The organism is Mesorhizobium sp. M0045, assembly GCF_040323385.1.
Taxonomy (GTDB): Bacteria; Pseudomonadota; Alphaproteobacteria; order Rhizobiales; family Rhizobiaceae; genus Mesorhizobium.
In genome coordinates this window covers 1-13,150 of sequence record NZ_JAMYUY010000008.1, presented here as the reverse complement: position 1 = coordinate 13,150, position 13,150 = coordinate 1, and the positions used below count along the sequence as shown (strand labels likewise).

Genomic DNA, 13,150 nt, shown 5'->3' with positions numbered 1-13,150 from the left:
ACCTCTCGTCCACCTAGGTAATTAGCGATCACTCGTCGCCGCAGATGTTGCTCGACAGCGCTAATCCCGAAGAATCCGCGCAAGATTGAGCCTGCGAAGCGGAGCCGCATGCGGTGAGAATTCTGCCCTGCTTGATCCAGTGATCGGAGTTTGGGTGGGGGCCTGTTTTCCCCAAGTGTTCGATGTAGCGACAGCAGAGCTTCGCGACAGCCAATCGCTATTGCTCAATGTACACAGCGCGTAGGCCTTCAAGGGAAGTAAGAGAAAGATGTTGATGAACGTGTGCAGGGAAAAGCCCAGAAATCGAAACTGTCGAGCACGAAATGCTACCACGCTGCATCGGAGCATGGTCATGGACACAATCATCAGTCCTGTCCACCAAGGCACAGTGCCTGTCAGTGCGAAATGTGCGAGGCCCGTTAGTACCGATAGGGCGAGGAGTAGCGGCCCGAGATTCTGTCCGACCACGTCCAACGTGAGATAGCTATTGAGGCCGGGCAGCAAGCGCAGCCCAAGCAGCGTGTCCCGGAATGTGCTTCGTGCCCAACGGAGTTGTTGGCGCAGATACGGTCCGAGTCTGTTCGGAACGACTGTGGCCGCGATGGCGCCCGGAACGTACTCGGTTCGAAAGCCTGCTTTCAGCATGAGGATAGTGAGATGGCGATCCTCCCCGAAGTCGCTTGGCTTGCCCCGAAAAAATTGCGACTCGTACTGGTCCAGTAACAAAAGGAGCGCAGACCGGCGGTACATGGCACATGGGCCGCAACAGCACATAACGGCACCGAAGCGAGCCTGTGCCGCGCGCTCCTCGTTGCAAGCCAGCCAGTACTCCATGTCTATCAGCCTTGTCAGCCAGCTCTCGCTCCGGTTACTGGCAATCAACTGACCCATGACTGCGCCGACCGCTGGATCTCGCATCTTCGGTACAAGCTTGGTGATGACGTCGGACGCGAGTATCGTGTCTGAATCAACGTTAAGCACCAAATCCCCGGATGAGCGGCGTATCGCGGCGATCTGCGCCTTGCGCTTTCCAACATTCTCGGGAAGCAAAATGATGTCGAACCTAGGGTCGCGCGCGTAGGTTTCGTGGACAGTTCCTACGGCTTCGCGATTTCCAGAACCGTCATCAACCACATAGACCCGAAGTCTTCCGGCGTATTCTTGGTCTGCAATGGAAGCCAGGCACTCTGAAAGCGTGCGCGGATCCTCGTTGAAGCAGGGGACGATGACATCCACGCTGGGCAGTTGATCGGAGCCGACGACATCCTCCAACGCCGATGAGTCGTTTGTCGGCAGAGCATAAATCCCCTGCATGCTCTTATAAGCAGTCGAGAGCAGTGCATAAAGCGAAATGGCCACAGTGCTGGTTGTACCAAGAAGAGTCATGGGATCTCGTTTGTTCAGTGATGTTGAGGAAGTGAGCGGATTACAAATCCGCGCTCATGAAGTGCTGGAATCAGACGGGACAGCGCCGTGACCGTCTGGTCGCGCAGACCGGCGTGAGCGCCCTGGCTCAACTCGCCGGGAGGGCATCCGTCGTGCAAGAGTACGATTGCGCCCGGCCGGACAGAGGCGAGCACGGTATCGATAATCGCGTCGACCCCAGGGCGAGACCAATCTCGAGGGTCGACGGACCAATGGAGGGCCGTCAGCCCGGCGATCTGTGACGCTGTGAAGACTTCTTCGCTCCAGGCGCCGTAGGGCGCGCGAATATAGCGCACCGAGGCCTGAGGGCACGCCCTCATGATGGCGCCGTTCGCTTCAAAGATCTCACGTTGCACTTCGCCGAAGCCGCATTTGTACAGATCCGGATGAGTCATCGTGTGGTTGCCTAGCTCGTGCCCTTCTGCAAACATTCGTTGGACGAGATCCGGGTGCTCTAAGGCGTAGGCGCCGATGACGAAGAAAGTCGCCGGTACCCGCTGCTCTGCCAGCAGATCCAGAATCTCCGGTGTGAAAAGTGGATTGGGACCGTCGTCAAACGTCAGATAAACGCTGCGACGGCCGGTGCCGTCAGAGCACTCACGGCGCACTTCGTACAAGCAATCGGGACGGCTCATAGCTCTGGTCCGTTCCGATCGATCATCGTGCCCGTGGGCCATTCGCTGATCGGCCGTCCAACTGGCAGAACAATGGTGAGTGCGTCATCGATGCGTGTGGGCGGCAGGTCGAGGCGCGCCTCTGGTCGGGTGGAGCGCACGCGAATTCCCGACAAAACGGCCAAAGGGCTGTATCGCCGCCCGAACCTCTCAACATGATTCCGCAGCGCGTCCCGGACGGTTCCGAAAGCGAATGGAACGCCAAGCTCCTGCAGTATTGGAAGCATGACATGGATTGAATGGGCGATTCCGAGACCCTCAAGATCCGGACGTACCCCGTACAGGCCCAGCTCAGCCACCAACAGATCGACCGCGTCAACCTTGATGAAACGGCGCAGTATGCCCATGTGAGCCGCTACACCGCTCGAATCATAGGCGATTACGCGGAGTTCAGGCCTGGCTCCGGCCCAGCTTCGACTACCTTCGAACGGTTCTGCGTTGGACGCCCCAGTCGGCCCGTAGGTATTACGAAAGAACTGGGCGAGCTCGACGTGGTCCGAGAGCTGCAACTCGTTTTCCCAGCACAACTTCCACTGCACCTGCGAGCGCATTCAGGATCTCTCTTTCTTATTGGTTTCTTGCGGGCCGCATTACCCGGCCAAAGCGGCGGCGTTGTTTGACTGCACTCAACCGTTGTCGTTAGCGAAGGTGAGCCAGCCGGTCGGGCTCGCAAATGAGCTCTCTCGATGTTCCCGCCCGTGTTGCGGCGCCGTCGATTTGAGCTTGACGTCGGTCATTTACGTTCCTCTAATGCATGGTTCGTAAATTCGTAAAATTGATTGTTTAGATGATACCCATCCACACGCTGGATAGATCAGGACATGCGTTTTAAGGGGCTGGATCTAAATCTCCTCGTTGTGCTGGACGCTCTGATCAGGGAACGTAAAGTCACCGCGGCGGCCCGGAGTATTAACCTGAGCCAGCCGGCCATGAGCGCCGCCGTCGCTCGGTTACGCGCCTATTTCAGCGATGAGCTATTTGCGATGAACGGCCGCGAGCTCATTTTGACACCGCGCGCGGAGGGGCTCGCCCCAGCAGTCCGGGACGCATTGCTGCACATCCAGCTATCGATCATTTCCTGGGACGCCTTTAACCCAGCCCAATCGGATCGTCTCTTCCGAATCATGCTTTCCGATTACCTCACGCTCGTATTTTTTAAGAAGATCGTAGAGCGTGCTGCGCGGGAAGCTCCCGCCGTCCGCTTCGAATGTCTGCCTATTTCCGACGACCCCGAGGAGCTTCTCCGGCGCGGCGACGTTCATTTTCTGATTATGCCGGAAGTGTTCATGTCGAAACATCCTCGCGCAGCCCTGTTCGAAGATATGCTCGTATGCGTAGGCTGCGGCACGAACAAGCAGCTGTCAGAGCCACTTACATTCGAGCGATACTTGTCCATGGGGCATGTTGTGCTCAGATTCAGGCACACCCGGCAGCCCACCATGGAGGAATGGTATTTGCTCGAGCACGGTTTCGAGAGACGTATCGAGGTCGTCGTACAGGGCTTTAGCATGATCCCGCCCGTTGTATCAGGCACCAACCGCATCGGGACCATGCCCTTACGGCTGGCGCAGCATTTCGCAAAAACAACACCCCTGCGGATTGTCGGACTTCCGCCGCCACTTCCTCATCCCGCATTCACGGAGGCCGTCCAATGGCCTGCGCTTCACAATACTGATCCGGCAAGCCTGTGGATGCGGGAAATGATGTTGCAGGAGGCATCTCGCCTGGCGCCTTTGCTTGAAACTATTGAGCGTCTCGGGCACGCCGGATCCGACCTTGCCGTTGTTGGTACCGAATTGAATGCCGCCTCCGATTTCGCGTGCGAAGTCCCAGAAGAGATTTAGCCCCACTTAAACACCGGCTGTAAGAATAATGTCATTAATCAGCATGTTAGGCGCGCGCCGGCGCGTGTTACCACTACCTTTTTGGGGGTGATCTCAGGCGAGTTGTTTGTCGAGCTGTGTCGCAGAGCGATGCCAGCTGCCTTCAAGACGTTGCCCACTTTTGCCGTGACGTGGTGGTGACGACGCGACCATCCTTTTCGATGGTGGCTCCTGGAGGCGGTCGCGGAGGAGCGGTTGCCATTCGGGGCAGAGCGGCGCAGTTACTTGCTGAGTACGAGGGCCAGGAACGAGCAGAACACATGCCCGGTTGGTGCTGAGTTGACTGCCGCCTCCGATTTCGCGTGCGAAGTCCCAGAAGATGTTTAGCCCCACTCAAATGCCAACTTTGCCGGCCTTGCCGCGGCTTTTCACGCGCGGCCAGGCGAGGAGATGGCGGTCGACGAGGTCGATCCCAATGGACTGTGCCGGCCTCGCTCGGCTACTGGCGTGAGGCATCCTTGACGACACCGCCCTGCACCGACAACGTCGAGATGTTGGCAATGAAGCCGGTCGAGGTCGACGCTGCGGATGTAGGGAATTTACGTCGCGCTTCCGCCTGAACGCGCGGCCGATCCGTTCACTCAATCGGCGCTTTCATCCTGGGCCGCGGCTGAGGCCTGTGGGGTGCGGCTACCCCGCGTGGATCGGATCATCAATCAACTTTCTCTCATTTATGAAAGGAAACTCCCCGCTTACGATAGAATCCATCAGCTTCATATATTTTCCGGCAGATGGATGTCGAACGGCAGAAATGTCTGTCCTGGTGTTTCAGCAGTGCCGGTCTCGATAGCCCGCGTCATCAGCGTTATCAGCTCCTGGGAAAGCCGGCGCATTGGCGTGGCGACCGCCATCGTGATGATGTTATCTGCGAGTGCCGCCCGAGATTCCGGCGTGATTTCATTCACGATCGCGACGAGATCGCGACTTTTACCCTCTTCCCGGACCGCGGAGATGGCGCCCTCCATGCCGCCGCCGGCGACATAGAAGCCGACGAGCTCGGGTTCCCGCTGCATGAGATCAAGCGTTGCCTCGTAGGTGACCTGCCGTTTCTCCAGGTTCACAAGCGGATCGAGTACCTCGAACGTCGGCGCGTTCTCACGGCAATAGGAGCGAAAGCCGACGTCACGGAGCTCGTGCCCCTGGAAACGATGGCTGCCGACAAACACCGCCACCTTGCCGGGCCGTTTTGCGACCTTGGACACCATCCAAGCGGCCGTGCGCCCCACCTTGCGGTTGTTGAGGCCGATATAGCCCTGTCGCACGCCGGCGGCGAAGTCGGAAAGCAGCGAGAAAACCGGAATGCCTTTGGCCTTGAGGTCCTCAACCGCTGCTGTAATTTTCGGGTGGTCCGGTGCCACCATCGCGATCGCATGGCAGCGTGCGCCCAAATCCTTGAGCGGTGCGATTAGGTCGCTCGGCATATGTGACGGGGCGAATTGGATGAGCGGAATGCCGTGGAAGGACTGGGCCAAATTGACCGACGCTTCGACCTCGCGCGCAAAGTCTTGGTAGAAATGCTGGGCCGGTTTTCTCAAGATGAAGCCCAGACGGTAGCACGGTAGGTCTCGCCGCAAGCGCTGCTTGATGAGCCCGGCAGCATGATAGCCGATCGCGTGGGCGGCGTCGTGGACCCGCCGCGCGGTCTCCTCGCGCACCGGATGGCGGGCGTTCAGAACCCGATCGACCGTTGCTACGCTGACTCGGGCTTCGCGGGCGAGATCGGCAATTGTGGGGCGCTTGGTCATGGGTCCTATTCTGATTGGTTTTTGACGCAGGCTGGCTCTCTGTCACCTAGCGCGATTCGACAATGGTTTCGGGTGGGCAAAGTGGAGACGCCCGCATACTGAATGATCGACAGCGTATTGGACTACTCCAGATGTAGACCGGCCGGGTATAACGGAAGGTTCATTCGCTTAGGGCGGCGATGATTTGCACTCACACATATTGCGCTTCTGATACATGGTCCGTGAGGCGCCGTTTAGAGCCTGCGAGTCGATCGTTCAGGTCATGTGACCAGCTTGGCGAAACCGGTCGCGGTGCGTCGACCTTACTCGGCGGAGGATAGCCGGTTTGATGCCTCGGCAAGCTGATGACCGCAGAAGGCGGCTTTCATCTGCGCTCGGTCCAATTCTCCTTCCCAGCGGGCAACGACGAGGGATGCCACTGCGTTGCCGACGCAATTCGTCAGCGCCCGGCATTCGGACATGAAGCGGTCGATGCCGAGTATCAGTGCCATCCCAGCAACGGGAACACTCGGAACTACGGCGAGCGTAGCAGCCAGGGTGATGAAGCCCGCACCTGTCACACCTGCAGCGCCCTTGGAGGAAAGCATCGCAACGAGCAGCAGCAGCACCTGATCGCCGATTGACAGATCCGTGTTCGTCGCCTGCGCGATGAAGAGGGCCGCCAGGGTCATGTAGATATTCGTGCCGTCCAGATTGAACGAATATCCGGCCGGGATGACGAGACCCACAACCGAACGCCTGGCGCCCGCCTTCTCCATCTTCTGCATGAGCGAGGGGAGCGCGGCCTCCGAGGAGGACGTTGCGAGGACAAGCAGCAGCTCTTCCTTGATGTAGCGAATAAGAGAACAGATCGAAAAGCCGTTGTAGCGGCAGACCGCGCCGAGAACCCCGAACACGAAGAGGAAGGCGGTGAAATAAAACGTCGCGACCAGCATCGCGAGGTTGACGACCGAACCGATGCCATATCTACCGATGGTGAAGGCCATTGCGCCGAAAGCGCCGATCGGCGCGGCTTTCATCAGAATGCCGACGAGCTTGAAGACAGGCGCGATGAGCGCCTGAAGGAAGGAAACGACAGGCTTGCCCGTCTCTCCGGCCATCGCGAGCGCCATGCCGAACAGAACCGAGAAGAACAGCACCTGCAGGATGTCGCCTTCCGCGAAGGCACCGACAATCGTTGGCGGGATGATGTTCATCAGGAAGCCGGTGACCGACTGCTCGTGGGCCTTTGCGGCATAGGTATTCACGGCCTGGACATCGAGCGAGGCCGGATCGATGTTGAGGCCGGCGCCAGGCTGGACGACATTGGCGACGATGAGGCCGACGATCAGCGCCAGCGTCGAGAAGGTGAGGAAATAGACCATTGCCTTGCCGGCGACCCGGCCGACCTTGTGAAGATCGTTCATGCCGGCAATGCCGGTCGCAATTGTCAGGAAGATGACAGGCGCGATGATCATCTTGACCAGCTTGATGAAGGCATCGCCCAGCGGCTTCAGGCTCTCGCCGGTCCCTGGATAGAAATAGCCAATTGCGACGCCGAGGGCGATGGCGGCAAGCACCTGCGCGTAAAGCTTGGCATAGAAGGGTTTGCGGGGCGCGGGACTCGCGCCGCGGACTTGTGCAGCTGACACTGTTTCTCTCTCCCTGACCGGATCGAGGTGGCGTGACTTCTCCCGGGCTTCTCCCTATCGCGGCGCTCCGGTCGAACGCTGCACCAACGCCGCCGCAATACCCATGCCAAATGGATCCGCATGACCTGAACTGACGTTGGGCTCGCCAATGATGGGATGAATGCGGTGGCACAAGACGGGAATGACAAGGCCGCCGTCCAGCACGCGCTTGATGTTCTCCGGCAGATTGCCGGTCGATCTCTCTGGCTTGCGGTTTTGCTGCACATCGTGGCGGGCTCCTCGGTTTGCCGACTTTGGGAAGGGCCGCATCGCTGGCACCAGGGCGCAGAATTGCCGTGTTCTTTGCCGCGCTCCCGCTGCAGCGACAGCTTGAAAGCGACGTCGAGACGTAGGGATTGACGCCGCTGGTGCTGACCGCGACGATGCGGTTCAGAAGTTCCAAGCACCGCCGAGAAAGCCGCGCTCGACCGCCACCTTCGCGCCTTCACACGCGACGCCGCCGCCTTATCTGCGTCATCAATATCGAGGAAATGGCGGTTGCCGCGACCGACCAGTGTCGTCGGCAGTGATTATCGCTCCCGCCCCTGGTTCGCAGGCGCTGGTGACTGGCACGGCCCGGCAACTCGGCGCGGTCAGCCGCTCGGGCACCGCATCGCCGGCGCCGTATTTCTGTCGTTCAACATCGCCGACAAAAATTAGAACTGATGAATTCTATCATAGGCCGCGAGGTTTCCTTTCACGAATGAAAGAAAGCTCGATTGACTATCCGGCCTCACTCCAGTCTTTTGAAAATCAACGTGTGGTTGCCCCCGTGCAAGCCGAGAACGTGGCCAAGCTTCGTGGAGGGAGAGCCAAGCGATGCGTCAGGGATCGACCCGCTTTGCACTCGACCACACGGCGGTGGCACGAGTTCACGTCAGAGCATTTTCGCGCTTGCCCGCGACGTCGCGGGCGCACATGCCGCCGGCATGCATTTCATGGCGCGAGATCGAGGATCACATGCACCACAACATTCCCAAATCAGAACAAAATGCCAGCGAGTGCCGCATTTCGCTTCCGGATGCGAAAAGGGGCTACCCAAAGTCCGAGACGAACACCGCGGTCCCTTTTGTGCCATCGCACGAGCACGCGCTTACCGGCATCTTCGAAATATCGAAAGTACTCACCGACCCCGCCCGGCTCGAAGTCACGTTGGCCAAGGTCGTCGATCTCCTGCCCTCGTTTGTGCAGATGCGGCACGGCATCATCGCTCTCTTCGACGCTGAGGGCGTACTGGACATCACCGTAGTCACCGGCTGCGACGAGAACAGCGATGAGCGCTCCCGGATGCGTCTGCCGCGCAAGCCAATCGATCTGATTGTGACGACGGACACGCCGCTCGTCGCCGAGAACATAGCGGTGCATCCGGCCTTCACTGCCGCTGACATAGAGGTGCTTGGGGCCTCCGACCCCGTGTCGTTCATCGGCGTTCCCATTCGTGTTGATGGGAACGCCGTAGGCACGCTGACTATCGACCGCGCCGTGGACAGCAGGTCAACGTATCGGCTCGATTATGATGTCCGGCTGCTCACCATGATAGCCAACATGGTGGGACAGACAGTCAAGTTGCACCGCTTCTCCGCGGGCGACCGCGAACGACCGACGGAGGTGGAAGATCGGCTGCAAACGCAATTGTCTGATGTCAAGCACCCTGCACCGCAGCGCAAGAAGGTTCACGTCAAGGGAATGATTGGCGATAGTCCGGCGCTAAGCGCGCTGCTCGAGAAGATCGCGGTGGTAGCTAAGGCAAAGACCACGGTTCTGTTGCGAGGCGAATCCGGTACCGGGAAGGAGCTGGTCGCCAAGGCAATTCACGAGTTGTCGCCGCGCGCCAAGCGGCCCTTCATCAAACTCAATTGTGCAGCGCTGCCAGAGACAGTCCTGGAATCCGAATTGTTCGGTCATGAGAAGGGTGCCTTCACAAGCGCGTTCAATTCCCGCAAGGGTCGCTTTGAGCTCGCCGACAAGGGAACGTTGTTTCTGGATGAGATCGGCGAGATCTCGGCCTCCTTCCAGGCAAAGCTACTGCGCGTGCTGCAGGAGCAGGAGTTTGAGCGCGTCGGCAGCAACCAGACCATCAAGGTCGACGTTCGCGTGATTGCCGCCACGAACAGGAACCTTGAAGAGGCGGTTGCAAGGAATGAGTTCCGCGCCGACCTATATTATCGCATCAACGTGGTTCCCTTGCTGGTGCCGGCGTTACGCCAAAGGCGCAGCGATATTCCGCTCCTCGCAGCTGAGTTTCTCAAGAATTTCAACGATGAGAACGGCCGTACGCTGACCTTCGATCCGCGTGCGATTGAAGTACTGATGAAATGTGAATTTCCCGGCAACATTCGCGAGCTTGAAAATTGCGTGCACCGGACAGCGATCCTGGCGGAGGGACGATCAATCGGGAGAAACGACTTTGCGTGCTCCCACGACCAATGCTTTGCCGAGGCGCTGCGGAAGAGCAGATCGGGCAAGGCCGCGCTGCAACCAGCGCCAATCCTCCCAGAGGCAGTGAATCCGGCCACGCCGCCGGATGCGGCCGCTCGTTCGGCCGCCACCACAGTCCCGCCTGCCGGAGCAACCCACTCATTGGGCGCGAGGACCACCGACGCCGAGCGCGTCATTGCTGCCATGGAAAGATGTGGCTGGGTGCAGGCAAAGGCGGCGCGCCTGCTTGGACTGACCCCGCGCCAGATTGGCTACGTGCTGAGGAAATACGGCATCGAGGTCAAGCGTCTGTGAAAGCATGACTCAGGCGGATTAGCTGAGACCGCTTAGCGGCTTGGCCCGCGCAGGGATGCAGATCCGCGTCCGCGTCAAGTCGATCCGACCGAGGACAGCCTAGCCGAATTCCCGTCGTGGCAGCCGGCGTTGCGACCATCTTGTGAAAGGCGACGCTGCCATCGTCAATCCGTCCGCCATGTTGCTCTCGTTGCGAGCTCATACGGATGCCCTGTGCGACTGAAACGGAGATAAAATATGTCCGATGCAAAACTGCAAGCTGTGCTTTCGTCTCTTCCGCAAGGGACGCGACAGTTAGATGCTCTGCCGTCCAACGGACCAGCGCCGGACAGAAGTTTTGTCAAGCTGAATACGAATGAGAACCCGTTTCCGTTGCCGCCAATCATAATGCAAAGTGCAGTGGCGGCCCTCAATCGCCAGTATCTGTATCCGGACGACGATAACATCAGCTTGAGGGAAGCAGCGTCCAATACCTATGGCGTATCCACGGATCAGGTCATCGCAGGCAACGGGTCGTCTGAACTGCTCGGACTCATCTACAGAGCTTTCCTCGCCCCTGGCGACAAGGTGGCGATGATATCGCCAGGGTTTTCGTTCAACCGCAAACTTGCCATGTTGCATGGTGCTGAGTTTCTCGAGATCGGATGTCAAACTCATTCGCTGCCAATGGAGCAATTGCTTTCCGGTCCGGCAAAAGACGCCAAGTTCATTCTGGTGGCCAATCCAAACAATCCGACCGGAACATTCCTCTCGATAAGCAATATCGAACGCCTCGTGGCACAATCGGATCGCCTGGTCGTCCTTGATGAGGCCTACGTCGACTTTGCACCCGATCACGGGCTGCGCCTCATCAACCGTTATTCGAACCTTCTGATCTTGAGAACATTTTCGAAGAGCTATGCCGCCGCCGGCATTCGCGTCGGTTTCGGTTTCGGTCACCCTGAGGTTATTGGCAGGCTGCGCAACATCCAGAACGTCTTCAACATGAACGTGATCGGGCATGCGGTTGGTATCAGCGTGCTTGCGCATCGCGGCGCCTACGCAGAGAACCACAAGCACATCAGACATGAACGACAGCGAGTGACAGCCGCACTGTCGCAACTTGGATTTTCCGTGACGCCCTCCCACGCAAATTTCTTGCTAGCCCGTGTGCCAGCGGGACAGGACGGCTCATGGTGGCAAGCAGCCTTGGAAAGGCAAAAGATACTCGTTGCCTACTTTCCGGACAATGGTTTGGAACATTGCATCCGCGTCAGCATCGGCACAAAAGAGCAATTGGATGCATTTCTTGCTGCCGCTCGCGATATAGTTGGAAGCTTAAACATACCAAGCACCACGGGCAGGGGAGCGTCAGGCTCTGCTTGTTCGGTACGCTGACGCTAATCCGAGATCACACACTGCTATCTTTCGGCTTGCTTGGTCATCCCAGCAAGAGAACAGCCTGCTTTAAAATCGGGGACAATATCGAGTGACAAACGTCTTTCCTTCAAACCTAGCCTTCGGCATCTTCGATCATCTGGACGAGGACGGCCGCGATATCGCCCGGCAGTACGAAGATCGCCTGATATTAGCAGAGGCGTGCGATCAGCTAGGGTTCTATGCCTATCATCTCGCAGAGCACCACTGTACCCCCCATGGGAGAGGTCCATCGCCGAATCTGTTCTTATCGAGCGTCGCCCAGCGCACCCGGCGCCTGCGTCTCGGACCCTTGGTGATGCTGCTTGCGCTTTATCATCCGCTGCGTGCGTTCGAAGAGATCTGTATGCTGGACCAGTTGAGCGGTGGCAGGCTCGAACTGGGCATAGGGCGCGGTGCTCTCCCGATCGAATTGGGTTACTTCGGGATTGGTGCGGACGCGGTGCCGGGCCGCTATGCGGAAGCCAGCGAAATTCTTGTTGAAATACTTGTTAATGCCATGAAGGTTGGCACGCTGTGCTATCAAGGTCGCCATTTTGAGCTCAATGACGTTCCTTTGACGCTAAGACCTCATCAGCGTCCACATCCGCCGACATGGGTCGCCGCCAATCGACCCGAGTCCGCAGCCTGGGCCGCTGCGAATGGAGCAAACATCGCTTGTGTAGGGCCTTCCTCTTCTGTTCGCAAAACTACAGATGCCTTCCGCGCCTATCGAGAGGACAACACTGACACGGGCGATCGAGCGCTATTTATTGGATTGCTCCGAATGGTGGTGATTGGGCGTTCTGAAACAGACGCGTATTCGATCGCGGCACCTGCTTACGATCGATGGCTCAAGAGCTTCCAATTCCTTTACGACCTTAATGCCATCCCGACTCCACCAAACCTGCCGCTGACCTTCGATGCGGCAATAGAGCGTGAATTGTGTGTGGTAGGATCAGCAGAATCTGTGCGAAAAGCTCTGTTAGATCAGTTGGAAGAGGCAGGTGCCAACTACCTGCTTTGTCAACTGGCATTTGGAAATCTGCCGCTAGATGCTTCCCTGTACACCGCGACGACCATTCAATCCGAAATCATGGCTCGACTTGTCTGACCGTGAAATTCGCGGTCTGATCTGAAGGTTAAATCGTTGTAACAGCGCTCCCTCACATCCACGTGCTCGAGCGTGCACGTGGTGGGGCGGGCAATCGGGAGGGAGGCCAAACTGACCACGAGCCGGCGGCACAGATTACCAGGGGTTTGTGCGTTGGCTGGCGTCTGGGCCATCGTGTGAACCTGCACGATCCTAAGGAGATGATGGCCGAGCGCGTCACGTTGCCGGCACGCGTCTGCTCGTCGCGCTCGCGCTAGTCGTTGGCACATAGCCCGCCGCAGAGGTTCTTCTCGCCCGGGGCGGCGCCGGTGCGGCGCCCAGATCCAGCTTCATCAGCGGCTCGGCGGTAGCAAAGCCGTCACTCGCTACGGCGCTGTTGAGGGCGCGCTCGCGAGCGGCTTTGCTACGCCGAGCGACACCACCTGGGTAAGCGCTACGCCGCTCCCCTCGTGCGGGGCATGAGGTGAATGTGCGAAGAATCCTCCCGATCGCGAGAGACGGAGGGCCTACG

The 13,150-nt window shown here is 58.6% G+C and carries 10 protein-coding genes; 4 read left to right on the top strand and 6 right to left on the bottom strand.

Going from position 1 to position 13,150, the window contains the following annotated elements:
• Window positions 1-60: 60 nt before the first annotated feature.
• From nodC to NKJ72_RS14715, 3 genes are read right to left on the bottom strand one after another with little or no spacing between them, the layout of a single operon-like run.
• Window positions 61-1,386: a chitooligosaccharide synthase NodC gene (gene nodC, locus NKJ72_RS14725; RefSeq protein WP_352477758.1), complete on the bottom strand. Its 1,326-nt coding sequence runs from the start codon at window positions 1,384-1,386 to the stop codon at window positions 61-63.
• A gap of 14 nt (window positions 1,387-1,400) precedes the next feature.
• Window positions 1,401-2,060, bottom strand: coding sequence for a chitooligosaccharide deacetylase NodB (gene nodB, locus NKJ72_RS14720; RefSeq protein WP_352477757.1), 660 nt, complete (start codon window positions 2,058-2,060; stop codon window positions 1,401-1,403).
• The gene (locus tag NKJ72_RS14715) at window positions 2,057-2,650 is read right to left on the bottom strand and encodes a NodA family N-acyltransferase (RefSeq protein ID WP_352477756.1); all 594 of its coding nucleotides are present in this window, start codon (window positions 2,648-2,650) and stop codon (window positions 2,057-2,059) included. Before NKJ72_RS14715 ends, nodB begins: the two co-directional genes overlap by 4 nt.
• 270 nt (window positions 2,651-2,920) lie before the next feature.
• On the opposite strand from NKJ72_RS14715, the gene NKJ72_RS14710 reads away from it, so the two are divergent.
• Complete coding sequence (locus NKJ72_RS14710) at window positions 2,921-3,943, top strand: LysR family transcriptional regulator (RefSeq protein WP_023678261.1); 1,023 nt, start codon at window positions 2,921-2,923, stop codon at window positions 3,941-3,943.
• A gap of 752 nt (window positions 3,944-4,695) precedes the next feature.
• On the opposite strand, the gene NKJ72_RS14705 is transcribed toward NKJ72_RS14710, so the two are convergent.
• The 3 genes from NKJ72_RS14705 to NKJ72_RS14695 all read right to left on the bottom strand — a co-directional run bounded on the left by NKJ72_RS14705 (window position 4,696) and on the right by NKJ72_RS14695 (window position 7,622).
• Window positions 4,696-5,727 (bottom strand): LacI family DNA-binding transcriptional regulator, encoded by a 1,032-nt coding sequence (locus NKJ72_RS14705; protein ID WP_023678260.1) that lies wholly within the window; start codon window positions 5,725-5,727, stop codon window positions 4,696-4,698.
• 302 nt (window positions 5,728-6,029) lie between these two features.
• Window positions 6,030-7,358 (bottom strand): dicarboxylate/amino acid:cation symporter, encoded by a 1,329-nt coding sequence (locus NKJ72_RS14700; RefSeq protein WP_023678259.1) that lies wholly within the window; start codon window positions 7,356-7,358, stop codon window positions 6,030-6,032.
• Window positions 7,359-7,412: 54 nt separating this feature from the next.
• On the bottom strand, window positions 7,413-7,622 hold the full coding sequence (locus NKJ72_RS14695) for a hypothetical protein (RefSeq protein WP_156937379.1): 210 nt from the start codon (window positions 7,620-7,622) through the stop codon (window positions 7,413-7,415).
• 735 nt (window positions 7,623-8,357) lie between these two features.
• On the opposite strand from NKJ72_RS14695, the gene nifA reads away from it, so the two are divergent.
• The 3 genes from nifA to NKJ72_RS14680 all read left to right on the top strand — a co-directional run bounded on the left by nifA (window position 8,358) and on the right by NKJ72_RS14680 (window position 12,639).
• Window positions 8,358-10,130 carry a nif-specific transcriptional activator NifA gene (gene nifA / locus NKJ72_RS14690; RefSeq protein ID WP_352478082.1) on the top strand — a complete coding sequence of 591 codons (1,773 nt, stop codon included), beginning with the start codon at window positions 8,358-8,360 and terminating at the stop codon, window positions 10,128-10,130.
• A gap of 237 nt (window positions 10,131-10,367) precedes the next feature.
• A complete protein-coding gene (gene hisC, locus NKJ72_RS14685; RefSeq protein WP_352477754.1) occupies window positions 10,368-11,507 on the top strand; it encodes a histidinol-phosphate transaminase in 1,140 nt (379 codons plus the stop codon).
• 91 nt (window positions 11,508-11,598) lie between these two features.
• Complete coding sequence (locus NKJ72_RS14680; RefSeq protein WP_352477753.1) at window positions 11,599-12,639, top strand: LLM class flavin-dependent oxidoreductase; 1,041 nt, start codon at window positions 11,599-11,601, stop codon at window positions 12,637-12,639.
• Window positions 12,640-13,150: the final 511 nt, after the last annotated feature.